This is a genomic window from Spongiactinospora gelatinilytica, from assembly GCF_003236385.1.
Lineage (GTDB): Bacteria > Actinomycetota > Actinomycetes > Streptosporangiales > Streptosporangiaceae > Spongiactinospora > Spongiactinospora gelatinilytica.
Genome location: NZ_POUA01000187.1, coordinates 1 through 14,326, shown reverse-complemented (window position 1 = coordinate 14,326; position 14,326 = coordinate 1). Strand labels below are relative to the sequence as shown.

Annotated in this window: 14 protein-coding genes; 6 read left to right on the top strand and 8 right to left on the bottom strand. The window is 73.2% G+C overall.

Annotated elements, in window-relative coordinates; translation table 11 throughout:
* Positions 1 to 37: 37 nt before the first annotated feature.
* The 3 genes from C1I98_RS22395 to C1I98_RS22385 all read left to right on the top strand — a co-directional run bounded on the left by C1I98_RS22395 (position 38) and on the right by C1I98_RS22385 (position 1,822).
* Complete coding sequence (locus C1I98_RS22395) at positions 38 to 244, top strand: PfkB family carbohydrate kinase (RefSeq protein WP_111169394.1); 207 nt, start codon at positions 38 to 40, stop codon at positions 242 to 244.
* Positions 245 to 319: 75 nt separating this feature from the next.
* Positions 320 to 733 (top strand): DUF2795 domain-containing protein, encoded by a 414-nt coding sequence (locus C1I98_RS22390; protein WP_111169393.1) that lies wholly within the window; start codon positions 320 to 322, stop codon positions 731 to 733.
* Between the two features lie 21 nt (positions 734 to 754).
* Positions 755 to 1,822 (top strand): baeRF2 domain-containing protein, encoded by a 1,068-nt coding sequence (locus C1I98_RS22385; protein WP_111169392.1) that lies wholly within the window; start codon positions 755 to 757, stop codon positions 1,820 to 1,822.
* On the opposite strand, the gene C1I98_RS22380 is transcribed toward C1I98_RS22385, so the two are convergent.
* Genes C1I98_RS22380 through C1I98_RS22365 form a run of 4 tightly spaced genes read right to left on the bottom strand, consistent with a single transcriptional unit; the run spans position 1,816 to position 6,007 of the window.
* A complete protein-coding gene (locus C1I98_RS22380) occupies positions 1,816 to 2,439 on the bottom strand; it encodes a LutC/YkgG family protein (RefSeq protein WP_111169398.1) in 624 nt (207 codons plus the stop codon). The two genes, C1I98_RS22385 and C1I98_RS22380, sit on opposite strands and share 7 nt — an antisense overlap.
* A complete protein-coding gene (locus C1I98_RS22375; RefSeq protein ID WP_111169391.1) occupies positions 2,436 to 3,818 on the bottom strand; it encodes a lactate utilization protein B in 1,383 nt (460 codons plus the stop codon). Before C1I98_RS22375 ends, C1I98_RS22380 begins: the two co-directional genes overlap by 4 nt.
* Positions 3,815 to 4,543: a (Fe-S)-binding protein gene (locus C1I98_RS22370; RefSeq protein WP_111169397.1), complete on the bottom strand. Its 729-nt coding sequence runs from the start codon at positions 4,541 to 4,543 to the stop codon at positions 3,815 to 3,817. Before C1I98_RS22370 ends, C1I98_RS22375 begins: the two co-directional genes overlap by 4 nt.
* Positions 4,544 to 4,564: 21 nt before the next feature.
* Entirely contained in the window at positions 4,565 to 6,007 is a 1,443-nt protein-coding gene (locus C1I98_RS22365) for a sulfatase family protein (RefSeq protein WP_233508071.1), read from the bottom strand.
* A gap of 126 nt (positions 6,008 to 6,133) precedes the next feature.
* Here C1I98_RS22365 and C1I98_RS22360 point away from each other — a divergent pair, with 126 nt between their 5' ends.
* Both C1I98_RS22360 and C1I98_RS22355 read left to right on the top strand, forming a co-directional pair.
* Positions 6,134 to 6,784: a response regulator gene (locus C1I98_RS22360; RefSeq protein ID WP_199537128.1), complete on the top strand. Its 651-nt coding sequence runs from the start codon at positions 6,134 to 6,136 to the stop codon at positions 6,782 to 6,784.
* Between the two features lie 102 nt (positions 6,785 to 6,886).
* The gene (locus C1I98_RS22355; protein ID WP_111169389.1) at positions 6,887 to 7,609 is read left to right on the top strand and encodes a DUF4328 domain-containing protein; all 723 of its coding nucleotides are present in this window, start codon (positions 6,887 to 6,889) and stop codon (positions 7,607 to 7,609) included.
* On the opposite strand, the gene C1I98_RS22350 is transcribed toward C1I98_RS22355, so the two are convergent.
* Complete coding sequence (locus C1I98_RS22350; protein WP_111169395.1) at positions 7,606 to 11,106, bottom strand: DNA polymerase III subunit alpha; 3,501 nt, start codon at positions 11,104 to 11,106, stop codon at positions 7,606 to 7,608. The genes C1I98_RS22355 and C1I98_RS22350 overlap by 4 nt on opposite strands.
* A complete protein-coding gene (locus C1I98_RS22345; protein WP_111169388.1) occupies positions 11,106 to 11,372 on the bottom strand; it encodes a DUF6504 family protein in 267 nt (88 codons plus the stop codon). Before C1I98_RS22345 ends, C1I98_RS22350 begins: the two co-directional genes overlap by 1 nt.
* A 150-nt stretch (positions 11,373 to 11,522) precedes the next feature.
* On the opposite strand from C1I98_RS22345, the gene C1I98_RS22340 reads away from it, so the two are divergent.
* Entirely contained in the window at positions 11,523 to 12,488 is a 966-nt protein-coding gene (locus C1I98_RS22340) for a quinone oxidoreductase family protein (RefSeq protein ID WP_199537129.1), read from the top strand.
* 125 nt (positions 12,489 to 12,613) lie between these two features.
* Here the strand turns inward: C1I98_RS22340 and C1I98_RS22335 are convergent, their stop codons facing one another.
* Both C1I98_RS22335 and C1I98_RS22330 read right to left on the bottom strand, forming a co-directional pair.
* Positions 12,614 to 12,820 (bottom strand): SHOCT domain-containing protein, encoded by a 207-nt coding sequence (locus C1I98_RS22335; protein ID WP_158558143.1) that lies wholly within the window; start codon positions 12,818 to 12,820, stop codon positions 12,614 to 12,616.
* The gene (locus C1I98_RS22330) at positions 12,817 to 14,325 is read right to left on the bottom strand and encodes a cobyric acid synthase (RefSeq protein WP_111169385.1); all 1,509 of its coding nucleotides are present in this window, start codon (positions 14,323 to 14,325) and stop codon (positions 12,817 to 12,819) included. Before C1I98_RS22330 ends, C1I98_RS22335 begins: the two co-directional genes overlap by 4 nt.
* Between the last annotated feature and the right edge of the window lies 1 nt (position 14,326).

Genomic DNA, 14,326 nt, shown 5'->3' with positions numbered 1-14,326 from the left:
CGTCGGCAGCGTCAGAGGTGTATAAGAGACAGACCCCGTGACGCCCGTGGACGCCGCGGGCGCGGGCGACACCTTCGACGGGGCGTTCGCCGCGCTGCTGCTGGAAGGGGCGTCCCCGGTGGAGGCCGCGCGGTACGCGGTGGTGGCAGCCGCGCTCACCACCACCGGCCCCGGCGCGGTCGGGCCCATCCCGGCCCGTACGGCGGTGCGGGCGCGCCTCGCGACGGCGGGGGCGACCGGCTGACGGCGGCCCAGGTTTGGCACCGGGCGCGGGGGTAGGGGGCCGGTTCCGGACAACTTCGGCGTAGGGGGTGACGCCATGGAACGCGGCAGCGCAAAACACGGCCCGCGCCTGGACGAGCACCAGAAGCAGGAGAGCGAGGGCATCGTCAGGGGCGGCGGCACGTCACATGCGGAGGAGTGGAAGGAGCCCGAGCCCACCGAACGCCCCGGCGAGAAGGATCTCGCCCCGCCGCCCGAGCCGCCGGGCCACGAGCGGGGCAGCCCGCAGGGGATCAGCCCCACCGACGTGGAACGGCGCAGCAACCTGGCCAAATGGCTGAGCGACGCGAACTTCCCAGCCGGGCGGGACGCTTTGCTCGCCCACGCGGAAGGGGCGGGCGCGCCGGACGCCGTACTGGAGGCGGTGCGGGCACTGCCCGAGCTGCAGTACGCCAACGTGTCCGAGGTGGCGCAGGCGCTGGGACTCGGCGTCGAGACCCGCCGCACATGAACGACATTCTGGGGGTGGAAGATGAAGCTCGACGCGATCCGTCCGCTTTACGACCAGCCCGGACCGTTCGCCTCGGTCTACCTGTACGCCGGCCGGTCCGACGCGAGCGGCGCGGAGGAGGTCGCGCTGCGCTGGCGGGAACTGCGCGGCCACCTCGCCGGGAAGAGCGACGGCGCGTCGCTGGACGCGATCGAGGAGCGGGTGACCGACCCCGGCGAGGCCGCCCCGGGCCGCGCGCTGTTCGCGACCCACGGGCAGGTGGCGCACGATGAGGCGCTGCCCGAGCCGCCGCGCCGGGAGATCGCCCGCTGGGCGGCCCTGCCGCACCTGATGCCGCTGCTGGCCCAGCGCGGCGAGAGCGTCCCGCACATCCGCGTGATCGCCGACCACACCGGGGCCGACGTCATCGTGGCCGGGCGCGGGGCGCCCCGCCGTACGGCGGTCGGGGAGGAACAGGACTGGCCGCTGACCAAGACCGGGCAGGGCGGCTGGTCGCAGAAGCGCTACGAACGAGGGGTCGAGGAGACCTGGGAGCGCAACGCGATGGCGGTCGCCGAGGCGGTGGACGAGGAGGTCCGCAGGACCGGCGCGGAGCTGGTCGTGGTGGGCGGCGCGCCGAGGTCGCGGGCGCTGGTGTGCGAACACCTGGGCGCCGCGGCGGCCGAACGCGTGGTGATGGCCGAGCACGGCAGCAGGGCCGAGGGCGCGGACCCGGCGGCCTTCGAGGCCGCGGCCGACGCCGCGGTGGACGCGTTCGTCGAGGGCAGACGCGCCGAACTGCTGAACCGCTACGGCGTCGGGCCGTCGTCCCGCGGCCTGGACGACACGGTGGCGGCGCTGCGCGACGGCCGCGTGGAGGTACTGCTGATCGCCGACGACCAGTCGGCCGACGGCCTGCTGTGGATCGGCGAGGAGGGCGCGCAGCTCGCCCTGGAGGCCGGCCACCTGCGGGCGTACGGCGTGGCCGAGCCGGTGCGCGAACGCGCCGACGCCGCCTTGGTCCGGGCCGCCGCGACGACCGACGCCGAGCTGTGGTTCGCCGGGCGCGACGCGCTCGGCACGGACGTCGCCGCGCTGCTGCGTTACTGAGTGACGATCACTACTTCCAGGGTGCGCGGGCCGTGTACGCCCTCCACCCGGTCGAGTTCGATGTCGCTGGTCGCCGACGGGCCGCTGATCCAGGTCAGCGGGCGCGCCGGGTCCAGCGCGGCGATCGCCTCGGGCACGCCGGGGACGATCTGGGCGGCGCGCACCAGGCACAGGTGGTAGTCGGGGATCAGGGTGAGCGCGCGACGGCCCTGCCCGGGACCGGCGTCCAGCACGATCGTGCCGGTCTCGGCGACGGCCACCGCGCATCCCGTGATCACGCCGTCCGCGGCGTCGAGGGCGGACGCGGCCAGCGGTGGTTCGTCGCGCAGCACGGCGGCGGGCGGCACGGCCGCGGCCCACTCCGCGTGCAGGCCGCCGGGCACCACGATGCGCCGCACACCGCGCCTGTCCAGCGCCTCGGCGATGAGCGCGGGCGCGTCGGCCTCCGGCGCGATGTGGACGGACGCCCGGTAGTCGCCCACCCGCTCGGCGAACCGCTCGGCGGCGATGCCTTCGCGGCTCCCGGCGGGGTGATGGGCACGCGGGATCTCCGCCTCGGGCGCGTCGCGCACGGCGGCGCGGACGCGGGCGAGGATGCGCTCTCTGGACCCGCTCATCGGCGGCCTCCGTTCGTCCTGGCCCACCAGTCCCTGAAGGACTCCGGCGGGATGTCGGGGATGTCGCGGGTGTCGGTCCAGCCCGCCAGCGGGCCGGGCAGGCGTCCGGGGGCGAGCCGGCGGAACCGGGCGGCCAGCCGCTGGGCGCGGGCCAGCCGCACCGGGCGGTCGAGGATCCAGCCCGCGGCGCGCATGCCGGCCCGCTCGGCGAGCGGGTGCGGGGCCTTGGCCCGCAGGTGGACCAGGACCTCGGGGATGTCGATGGCCACCGGGCACACGTCGTAGCAGGCGCCGCACAGGCTGGAGGCGTACGGCAGCGACCGGTCGAGGTCGGATTCCATGCCGCGAAGCTGCGGGGTGAGGATCGCGCCGATCGGCCCCGGGTAGACCGAGCCGTAGGCGTGGCCGCCGGTCCGCTCGTAGACGGGGCACACGTTGAGGCAGGCCGAGCAGCGGATGCAGCGCAGCGCTTGGCGGCCCACCTCGTCGGCGAGGACCCGGGTGCGCCCGTTGTCCAGCAGCACCAGATGGAACTCCTGGTTTTCCACCGCGCCCGTCCAGGTGGAGGTGTAGGGGTTCATCCGCTCGCCGGTGGAGCTGCGCGGCAGCAGTTGCAAAAAGACCGCCAGATCCCGCCAGGACGGTACCACCTTCTCGATTCCCACCACGCTGATCAGAGTCTCGGGCAGGGTCAGGCACATCCGGCCGTTGCCCTCCGACTCCAGCACCACGAGCGTGCCGGTCTCGGCGACCATGAAGTTGGCCCCGGAGATCGCGACCTTGGCGGCCAGGAAGCGGTCGCGCAGGTGCAGGCGGGCGGCCTCGGCCAGGGCGCGGGGGTCGTCGGTGAGGCCGGCGGGCGCGGGGCGGCCCCGGCGGCCCATCTCGGCCAGGAAGATCTCCCGGATCTCCGCGCGGTTGCGGTGGATCGCCGGGACCAGGATGTGCGAGGGCAGGTCGTCGCCGAGCTGCACGATCAGCTCGGCGAGGTCGGTCTCGTGCGCGGTGATGCCGTGCGCGGCGAGCGTCTCGTTGAGCCCGATCTCCTGGGTGGCCATCGACTTGACCTTCACCACGTCGGTCTCGCCGGTGGCCTTGACCAGGCGGGTCACGATCCGGCCGGCCTCCTCGGCGTCTTCGGCCCAGTGGACCCGGCCACCGGCCCGGGTGACGGCCTCCTCCAGCTCGACGAGGTAGGCGTCCAGGTTGCGGAGGGTGTGGTCCTTGATCGCCTTGGCGGCCGCCCGCAGCTCCGCCCAGTCCGGCAGCTCCGCCACCACCTGGGCGCGCCTGTTCCGGATCGTGCCTGTGGCCTTGCGCAGGTTGTACCGCAACTGCGAATCCCGCACGGCCCGCGCCGCGTTCGCCGCGAAACTCACGGGCGGGCCTCGGTGGTGGCCAGGATCTCGGCGAGGTGCATGGTGCGCACTCCGGCGCGCTGGCGGGTGAGGGCGCCGCCGATGTGCATCAGGCAGGAGTTGTCGGCGGCGCACAGGACCTCGGCGCCGGTGTCGAGCACCGCGCGGACCTTGTCGGCGCACATCGCGGCGGACACCGCGGGGTTCTTGACCGCGAAGGTGCCGCCGAATCCGCAGCACTGGTCCGCATCCGGGAGCGGCACCAGGTCCAGGCCGCGGACCTGGCGCAGCAGCCGGGCCGGGCGGTCGCCGAGGCGCAGGCCGCGCAGCGAATGGCAGGTCGGGTGGTAGGTCACCCGGTGCGGGAAGTACGCGCCGACGTCGGTGACGCCGAGCACGTCCACCAGGAACTCCGACAGGTCATGGACCCTGGGCACGGTCGCCGCCACCGCGCGGGCGGGCGCGCCGGGCGGGGCCAGCCGCGGATACTGCTCGCGTACCATGGCCGCGCACGAACCCGAGGGCACCACCACCGCGTCGTACCCGGCGAACACGCTGACGAACCGCCCGGCCAGACGAGTGCCCTCGGCCCGGTATCCCGAGTTCAGGTGCATCTGGCCGCAGCAGGTCTGCCCGGCGGGGAACTCCACCTCGCACCCCAGGCGGCGCAGCAGCGACACCACCGCCTGGCCCGTCCGCGGGAACAGCGTGTCGTTGACGCATGTGATGAACAACGCGACCCGCACCCGGACCACACTAAACGATCGTCATCGGGTGTCGGCGACGCGGCAGTTCGCGCCCGAGCAGGCCGCCATCTCGTGCAGGGTGCGCGCCAGGGAGTCGACCACCTCGGCGGGCGTGCGGGTGACGATGTTGTCCAGTTGGTGGGGGTCGGCGGTCAGGTCGTAGAGCTGCCGCTCGCCGCCCGCGTACTCGACGTAGGTGTGCCTGGCCGTGCGCAGCGCCCGATACGGCGGCGCCTCCCCCGGCACCGGCGACCAGTCCGGCGGCCGGTAGAACTCCACCAGCACGTTCTTCCGCCACGCCGCAGGCGTCTGTCCGGTCAGCAGTGGCACCAGCGAACGCCCTTCGGCGAAGCCGGGCACCCGTGTGCCCGCCAGCTCGGTGAACGTCGGCCCGAGGTCCACCGTGGCGGTCATGGCGGTGACCGTGCGCCCGGCCGCCACGCCGGGCCCCCTGGCCACCAGCGGCACCTTGATGCTCTCCTCGAACGGCGTGGTCTTGCCCAGCGGCAGCCGGTGCGTGCCCAGGTGGAAACCGTTGTCGGAGGTGAAGAACAGGTAGGTCCGGCCCAGCCGCCCGGACTGGCCGAGCGCCCGCACGAGGGCGCCCACCATGTCGTCCACGCCGAGCATCGCGCGCAGCCGCCTGCGGTGGCGCTCGTCCACCTCCTCCACCTCGTCGTCGTCCAGGCGGGGGGCCGAACGCAGCCATTCGGGCTCGGCCGAGACGTCGTCCTGGTTGAAGCTGGGCGGGCGGGGCGCTCGTGCCTCGGCGAAGGCCTCTTCGTGCCTTGGAGCCGGGTTGGCCGGCAGGTGCGGCGCGACCGGGGCCAGGTAGAGGAAGAACGGCTCCTTGCCCGGCTGGGACACGAACGCGGACGCCTTGGCGGCGAGCACGTCGGCGAGGTAGTCGGACTCCTCGTCGCCGTAGGCGCGCAGGGTGCCGTTCTCGTTGAGCGTGTAGCCGAACTCCTCGTAGAGCCGCCTGACCGGTACGTACCATTCGTCCCAGCCGGGCGGCACATAGGTGGGCGGCGCGGCCCTGCCCGGGTAGTGGTTGAGGTACTTGCCCATCAGCGCGGTGCGATATCCGGCGCCCTTCAGCCAGGTGCCGATCGTTGAGCTTTCCAGCCCGGATCTGTGGAACCGCGCGAATCCGCCCTCCGGCGCGGTGTTGGTGAACACGCCGTGGCTGTGCACGTACTGCGAGCGCAGGATCGACGCCCGCGACGGGCAGCACCAGGAGTCGGTCACGAAGTACCGCTCGAAGGAGGTGCCCTGGCGGACGAGCTGGGACCAGATGTTGGGAAACGAACGCAGGTCGCTCGCCTCCAGGTCGTCGGCGACGATCAGGATGATGTTGGGGCGCGGCGCGGCGCCCGCGTCGGCGGGCACGCCGCGTATCGGCCCGGCTCCGGCGAGCAACAGCATCGCGGCGCAGGCCAGCCAGCCGACGACCTTCTTCACATGAGATAGGTTTCCCGGCTCGGGTCTTTTCGACACACGCCCGGCGCTCTCCGGTGCTTTCCCGGCGCGATGGCCGGGGAGGCGGGCGATGTGCGTTCGGCCCGCCGGTCCAGCACAATCGGTCGGGTGACTACTCGGGTGCTGATTGCCGACGACCAGGCGCTGGTGCGGACCGGATTTCAGATGATCCTCGACGCCCAGCCCGACCTCGAAGTGGTCGCGGCGGTGGCGGACGGCGCCGAGGCGGTGGAGCAGGCCAGGCGGCTGCGTCCGGATGTGTGCCTGCTCGACATCCGCATGCCCCGGCTCGACGGCCTGGAGGTGACCAGGATCCTCGCGGGCCCCGGGGTGGACGATCCGCTGCGGGTGGTCATCGTCACCACCTTCGACCTGGACGAATACGTGTACGGCGCGCTGCGCTCCGGCGCATGCGGGTTCCTGCTCAAGGACAGCGGGCCGACGCTGCTGGTGGAGGCCATCCGGGCGGCGGCCGTGGGCGACGCGCTGGTGTCGCCGTCGATCACCGTGCGGCTGCTGGAGCACCTGGCGCGCCCGCGTCCCAGTACGGCACGGCCGGCCCGCGAGCCGCTGACCGAGCGGGAGCTGGACGTGGTCCGTCTGGTGGCCCGGGGCCGCACCAACCTGGAGGTGGCCGGAAAGCTGTTCGTCTCGCTGTCCACCGTCAAGACCCACCTGGGCAGCATCCAGAGCAAGCTCGGGGTCCGCAACCGGGTGGAGATCGCGGCCTGGGCCTGGGAGTCCGGCATCGTGGGGTGAGACAAGCTCGGATCAGCTCGGATCAACGCGGATTAGCGGAGTGGCGTACGGGATAGAAGAAGGACAAGGTCCTTCAGCGCGCATGCCGGGGGGAGAGATCTCATGCGCCTTGCCCCGCCACCACCGCACCGAGCGGCCTTGGCCGTCCACGCGGCCTTCCTGGTCCACCTCGCCGCCCTCGCCGGTCTGGTGATCTTCGAGGCGACCCGCGGCGAACGGCTGGCCAGGAGGCTGGCGCTGCTGGGCGCCGACGCTTCCGGCAGGCAGGCCCTGGTCGGCGACGTCACCCTGTTCGCGGTGCTCCTGCTCACGGTGGCCGCGACCGCGGTCATCGCCGCCTGCGCCTACCTGACCTGGCTGGTCAGGGCGAGGCGGGCGAGCGTTCCCGGCGTCCGCGGGTCGGGCGGGGTGCTGGCCGGCTGGCTGGTGCCCGGGCTCAACCTGATCGTCCCGCCGCTGCTGGTCGACCGCATGTGGCGGGAGACCCGCGGCCGGCTGCCCGCGGCCCGGCGGCGGCGCTGGCTGGCCCTGCTCGCCGCATGGTGGCTGGCCTGGCTGGGCGCGCTGGCGAGCGTCGGGGCCGGGTTCGCCGCGCGGGGCGGGGTCACCGGAGTCGGCCTGGTCCAGCTCGCCGTCTTCTCCCTGGCCGCGCTGCTGTGCACGGCCACGATCAGGCAGATCGCCCGCACCCGGCCCGCCGGGCCGCGCCCCGGCCGCTTCGCCCCGTACGCCGAGGCCGGCCACGACGCCCGGGTGATCAGCCTGCCCCCGCTGGGCGGCCCGGTCCTGCAACCGCAGTCCGCGGGCGACCAGCCGAGCGGCTAGGCGCTGCGCCGGGTCGGCGCGGGGCCGGAGCTTCCGCCGCTGGCGTGCCAGAGGCGGCGCGGCGGGTCCTGTACGCCGGGGGCGGGGCCGATGTCGGCGTACGGCGAGAGCCGGAAGCCGTTGGCGTACTCGATGCGCCGCCCGCCGACCGCACCCGCCGACACCGGGGCCGCGCCGAGCAGCGCCCGCGCCCCGGCGATCCCCTTTTCGTGCCACACCCGGTCCACGTCCAGCAGGTTCCAGCAGTCCAGCGCGCGCAGCGACACCGCCCGCGGCCCGGTCCGCCTGACCACCCCGCGGGCCACCAGCAGCCACGACCCGAAGACCGTGGCCGCGCAGTGCCCCTGCACCGACTCGAAGAACGTCAGGTCCACCGGGCCGGTCGAGTCGTCCAGGGTGGTGAAGATCACCCGCTGGCCGGACCGCACCGCCGGGGTCTGGGTGGCCACCTTGACTCCGGCGACCAGCACCTCCGCGCCGTTGCGCAGGGACATCAGCTCCGCCGACCGGACCACGCCGATCGCGTCCAGCAGGTCGTCGTGGAAGCTGATCACATGGCGGCTGACGTCCATGCCCAGGATGCTCAGCTCGGCCTCGACCATCTCGCTCTCGGTCATCTCCGGCAGCTCCCCCGGCACGATGTGCTCGGTGAAGCCCAGCGGGAGCTGCGCCGCAGACCGCATGCCCCGTTCGAGCACGCCGACCTGGGCGATCAGGTCGCGCCTGGTCAGCTCGCCGGGACGCCAGCGGGGGCCGCCCGGGCGCAGCCGGTGCAGCGCGTCCAGGCCGCCGACCTGGACGATCCGCTCGGCGATCGGCCGCGAGGGCCGGGCCCGGTCCCAGAAGTCGGCCAGCGAGGTGTACGGCTGGCCCGCGACGATGCGGTCCACCTCGGCCTCGCTGACCCCCTTGACCGCGGAGAAGGGCACCCGCAGGCCGTACCCCCGGCCCATCTCGCCGACCCACGCGGGCGCCGGGGCCCTGCGCCCCGCCGGTTCCAGCCCGGCCGGGTGGACGCGGATCCTCGCCGGACTCTGGGGGTCGGCGGCGGGCGGGTCTGCGCGCGGGCCGACCCGCTCGACCAGCCACTGCCGGCCCGAGCGGTTGATGTCCAGCGGCAGCACCGACACGCCGCACTGGCGGGCCTCGTCGAGGATGACCCGCTGCGGGTACATCCCCGGCTCGTGGGTGAGCACCCCGGCGAAGAAGGCGGCCGTGTGGTGCCGCTTGAGCCAGGCCGACTGGTAGGTGGGCAGCGCGAAGGCCGCGGCGTGCGCCTTGCAGAACCCGAACGCGCCGAACGCGTCGAGCACCTCCCAGGAGCGCTCGACGGTCTCCCTGTCGTACTCCGGCCGCACGTTGAGCTCCCACCACACCCGGACCCTGGACCTGCCCTCGGGGGTGTCGAGGGTGCGGCGGATCTTCTCCGCCATGGACAGGCCGCAGCCGGTCATGGCGTGCACGACCTGGAGGATCTGCTCGTGGAAGATGACCACGCCGTTGGTCTCGGCCAGCACCCCTCGCAGGTCGGGATGCGGGTAGCGGACCGGCCGCCAGCCGTGCCTGCTCTCCAGGTAGGGGGTGACCATGTCGGAGTTGACCGGCCCCGGGCGGAACAGCGAGATGTCGATGATCAGGTCGTGCATGGTGCGGGGGATCATCTTGGCCACCAGCTCGCGCTGGCCGGGCGACTCGATCTGGAAGCAGCCGATGGTGCGGCCCGTGCCGATCAGGTCGTAGGTCTCGGTGTCGTCGTGGGACACCTCGTCGAGCCGTACCGAAACGCCGTCCACCCGCTCGATCTCCGTGAGCGTGTAGGCCATGGACGACTGCATGCGCACGCCCAGCACGTCCAGCTTGAGCATGCCGGCCTTCTCCACGTCGTCCTTGTCGAACTGCGACATCGAGAAGTCCAGCAGGCTGCGCTCGACCGGGGTGCGGTCGCGCAGCCCGGCGTTGCCGACCAGCACGCCGCAGGGGTGCAGGGCGATGTGCCTGGGCAGGCCGTCCAGCTTCTCGGCGAGCCGGAACACGGTGGCCAGCGCCCGGTCGTTCAGCCCGCTCTCGCGCAGCTCCGGCAGGTCGGACAGGGCGGCGCGGATCTGCTTGGCGCGTACGTGCGGGAACGCCTTGGCGATCACGTCGATCTCGTGCGGGGGCAGCCCCATGGCCCCGCCCACGTCGCGGATCGCGCTGCGGGCCCGGTAGGTCTCCATCATCGACACGCAGGCCACCCGGGCCTCGCCGTAGCGCTCGTAGATGGCGCGGTAGCAGTCCAGGCGGCGGGCGGACTCCACGTCCACGTCGATGTCGGGGAGCCCGACCCGGCCCTCGGACAGGAAGCGCTCCATCAGCAGGTCGTGGTCGAGCGGGTTGACCTCGCCGATGCCGATCAGGTAGTTGACCAGGCTGCCCGCGCCGGAGCCGCGGATCGCGCAGCGGACGCCCATGCCGCGGATCATGTCGGTGATCCCGGCCACCGCGATGAAGTAGCCGGACAGCCGCTTGCGCTCGATGACGTCGAGTTCGGCGGCGAGGCGCTCCCTGGCGTCTCTGGAACGGTCCAGTCCGCGCCGGTACAGGCCGTCGGCGCAGCGGTCGCGCAGCAGCGGCACCGGGTTCCTGCCGATCTCGGGCAGGTGCAGCTCGGGCTCGTCGTTCTCCAGGACCAGCAGGTCCAGTGGGTCGAGGACGCAGCGCTCGGCGACCTGGCGGGTGGTCGCGAGCAGGCGGGCGGCCTGTTCTTCGTCGCCGCCGCAGATCCGGGCGGCGACGTGGGCCATCTCCTCCGGGCTCTTGAGGTAGGCGTGCGAGGTGGAGTGCGGGAGGTGGCGGGGGTGCAGCGGGACCAGTTGGCGGGCCGCGTCGAGTACGTCGCCGACCTGGTAGTCGGCCGGCGCGAGGTGGCGTACGGCGTTGCTGAGCACGGCGGGCACCCCGGCCGCGCCGGCCAGGCCGAGCATCCGGGCGGCGGTGTTGGCCTCACGGTAGCCGTACTGGTCGACCAGCTCGACCACCAGGTCGGGAACGGCGGCGCGCCAGCGGGCCAGCAGGCCGGCGGCCAGGTCGTCGCGCCGGGCCGCGGCGGCGTGGCCCACGTCGGAGGCGGGACCGAGCATGACCACCAGGCCCTCGGCGTGGGCCGCGACCATCTCGCGGGTCACCCTGGGCTCGCCGCGCTCCCCGGAGTAGTGGGCGGCGGTGACCAGGCGGCACAGGGCGGCCCAGCCGCCCGAGCGGGCCAGTACGGTGATCCGCCGCTCGCCCTTGCCACCGCCGTCTTCGTCTGCGGAAAGGGCGAGGTCGGCGCCGATGACCGGCGACACGCCGGCGGCCAGGCACGCCTGGGCGTGCTTGATCGCGCCGTACAGGCCGTCGCGGTCGGTCAGCGCGAGGATGTCCATGCCCAGCTCGGCGGCCCGGCGGACCAGCGCCTGCGGGAAGGCGGTGCCGTAGCGCAGCGAGTAGGCGGAGGCCAGGTGCAGGTGGGCGAACATCAGTCCCACGCCCTGATCATCAGCCAGCCGTCGCTCGCGGTGTCGTAGCGCAGCTCGTAGGTGCCGCCCTGGTCGCCCGCGCGGGCCTCGACCCGCCAGAACCTGCGCTCGCCCGGGTCGTTCTCCGACGTCTTCCACCACTCGCGGGCCACGACCCAGTGGTCGAGCACCCCGTGGACGACATAGAGCCGATCCCGCCAGACGAACTGGCTCGGTGCGCCGTGTCGGGTCCAGACCTCGATAGGGTCTCCGTAGAGTCTGCTCAAGGCGCTTGCTCTCCCTTGTGGCTCCGGCTGTTTCCTCGCGAGCCACCCGGGGGAAGGCGGGTGCTATCTCGAACATATGTTCTCAAGCCGCCGAACGCAAGTCGGGCGCCGGCCCGCTTGTCACCTCATTGGGGATCAAGGAGCAGGATGATGCGAGCCATCGTGATCTCCGCCACCGGCGGACCAGAGGTGCTGACCTACACCGACCACCCCGACCCGGCGCCCGCCCCCGGTGAGCTGCTGGTCCAGGTGGCCGCCTGCGGTGTCAACTTCATCGACACCTACCACCGGAGGGGCCGCTACCCACTGTCGCTGCCGACGGTCCTCGGCCGGGAAGGGGCCGGGATCGTGCTGGCCGCCGGGGAGGACGTCGCGGAGTTCGCCCCCGGCGACCGGGTGGCCTGGACGGGCGTGCCAGGCAGCTACGCCGAACTGGTCACGCTGCCCGCCACACGGGCGCTGCCGGTCCCCGACGAGATGGCCCTCGACCTGGCCGCCGCCATCCCGTTGCAGGGGATGACCGCGCACTACCTCACCCATTCGGTCCATGCGGTCAAGCCGGGCGATGACGTGCTGGTCCACGCCGCGGCGGGCGGGATGGGCCTGCTGCTGGTCCAGATGGCCAAGCTGCGCGGGGCCCGGGTGATCGGCACGGTCTCCACCGACGAGAAGGCCCGGCTGGCCCGCGATGCGGGCGCGGACACCGTGCTGCGGTACGAGGGGTTCGCCGACGCGGTGCGCGACCTGACCGGCTCAGGGGTCCACGTCGTCTACGACGGCGTCGGCGCGGCCACCTTCGACGGCAGCCTGACCAGCCTGCGCCCGCGCGGCATGATGGCCCTGTACGGCGCGGCCAGCGGCGCGGTGCCGCCGGTCGATCCGATGCGCCTGTACCACGGCGGCTCGCTGTTCCTGACCCGGCCGCTGCTGGAGCACTACATCGCCACCCGCGAGGAACTGCTGTGGCGGGCGGGCGACGTGTTCGGCTGGGTCGCCTCCGGCGACCTGCGGATCGACGTGTCCCGGCGCTACCCGCTGAGCGAGGCCCGCCAGGCACACGAGGCCCTGGAGGCCCGCCGTACGACGGGCAAGCTGCTGCTCATCCCCGACCGCTGACCTTCCCGGCCGACTCCGGTGTGAGGCGCCCGTCCGTCGTGACTGCTGATGCCCGACCTGTGCATGATCGGTGAACTCCCCGCACGGTTACGACGCCTTTCGTGGCGCGCGGTCGGCGGCGGGGGTCACCAGTCCTGCGACAAACCCGACATTCGGCGCAAGTATTCGTCTTCGTCGATCTCACCGGCCGCGTAGCGCCGCTTGAGGATCTCGCGGGGGTCGTCGGCGGGCGGGGACAGCGGAGTGGCGGAGCGGGTCCGTGCGACGAGCATGACGCCGAGGACGACCGCCACCACCACGGCGATCATGAACAGCAGCAGGACGATCCTCATGCCCCCATTGTCCCCCCGGGCGGCAGCGAGGGAAGGCCGGACGGCGGGCCACATTCCAGCAGGCGGGTCAGCGCGGTGGTGTCGAGGTGCCGCTCGACCAGGTCGCCGAGCGCGTCCAGGCGGCGTTCGCGCAGCACGGCGAACGACACGCCAGGGGCCGGGGTGAAGTCGCGCCCGGCGAGCGAGGCCGCCTCGGTCAGGAACGCCCGGCGGAAGTCGTCGTTCTCCAGCGCGCCGTGCCAGGTGGTGCCGAACACGCCGCCCGCCCGGCAGCCGTCCAGGAACGGCTCCGCGCCGTCGTCGGGGGTCACCGTGCCGTGGTGGATCTCGTAGGCCGCCACGCGGTGGCCGTACGCCTCGCCGACCGGGGTGCCGAGGGTCTTGGCCGCGGCGAACTCGACGGTCGCCGGTAGCAGCCCGAGCCCCGGTACCGTGCCCTCGCCCGACTCGACCAGGTCGGTGATGGTCCTGGTGAGCATCTGGTAGCCGCCGCAGATGCCCAGCACCGGGCCGCCCGCGGCGGCCGTCTCGGCGATGGCCCGGCCGATGCCGCGCTCGCGCATCCAGCGCAGGTCCGGCACCGTGGCGCGGGAGCCGGGGATGACCACGAGGTCGGCGTCGGCGATCTCGGCGGGGCCGGTGACGAACCGCACGACCACGCCGGGTTCGCAGGCCAGCGCGTCGAGGTCGGTGAAGTTGGAGATGCGCGGCAGGCGGACGACGGCCACGCGCAGCGACTGCCTGCCGTACGGCGGGCCTCCGGCGGCGGCGCGGTCGCGCGATTCGAGGGCCAGGGAGTCCTCCACGTCCAGCCACAGGCCGTCCAGCCAGGGCAGCACCCCGTAGACCGGCCGGCCGGTCAGCTCGCGCAGCGTGTCGAGGCCGGGCGCGAGGAGTTCGGGGGCGCCCCGGAACTTGTTGACCACGAACCCGGCGATCAGCGCCTGGTCGGCCGGTTCGAGCAGCGCGACCGTGCCGTAGAGCGCGGCGAACACCCCGCCCCTGTCGATGTCGCCGACCACGACGACGGGCAGCCCGGCGGCGCGGGCCAGACCCATGTTGGCGATGTCGCCGCGGCGCAGGTTGATCTCGGCGGGGCTGCCCGCGCCCTCACAGATCACCACGTCGTGTGCGGCCCGCAGCCGGTCGAGCGATTCCAGCGCCACCTGCCGCAGCTTGTCCTTGAGCCCGCCGTACTCCATCGCGTCCACGTCGGTGAGCGGGCTGCCCAGAACGACGACCTGACTACGCCGGTCACTGCCCGGTTTGAGGAGGATCGGGTTCATGTCGGCATGCGGGACCAGGCCACAGGCCGCCGCCTGTACGGCCTGCGCACGGCCGATCTCCGCACCCTGCGGGGTGACGAACGAGTTGAGCGACATGTTCTGCGCCTTGAAGGGCGCCACATCGACGCCCTGCCTGGCCAGCCACCGGCAGATGCCGGCGGTGACCACACTCTTACCCGCATCCGAGGTAGTCCCCGCGACCAGCAACGCCCCCTTCACC

Bases quoted from the DNA above. Each gene is read 5' to 3' on its own strand.
- C1I98_RS22335 (WP_158558143.1), bottom strand. From the start codon at position 12,820: ATGAGGATCGTCCTGCTGCTGTTCATGATCGCCGTGGTGGTGGCGGTC.
- C1I98_RS22385 (WP_111169392.1), top strand. From the start codon at position 755: ATGAAGCTCGACGCGATCCGTCCGCTTTACGACCAGCCCGGACCGTTC.
- C1I98_RS22380 (WP_111169398.1), bottom strand. From the start codon at position 2,439: ATGAGCGGGTCCAGAGAGCGCATCCTCGCCCGCGTCCGCGCCGCCGTG.
- C1I98_RS22340 (WP_199537129.1), top strand. From the start codon at position 11,523: ATGCGAGCCATCGTGATCTCCGCCACCGGCGGACCAGAGGTGCTGACC.
- C1I98_RS22355 (WP_111169389.1), top strand. From the start codon at position 6,887: ATGCGCCTTGCCCCGCCACCACCGCACCGAGCGGCCTTGGCCGTCCAC.
- C1I98_RS22390 (WP_111169393.1), top strand. From the start codon at position 320: ATGGAACGCGGCAGCGCAAAACACGGCCCGCGCCTGGACGAGCACCAG.
- C1I98_RS22350 (WP_111169395.1), bottom strand. From the start codon at position 11,106: ATGTTCGCCCACCTGCACCTGGCCTCCGCCTACTCGCTGCGCTACGGC.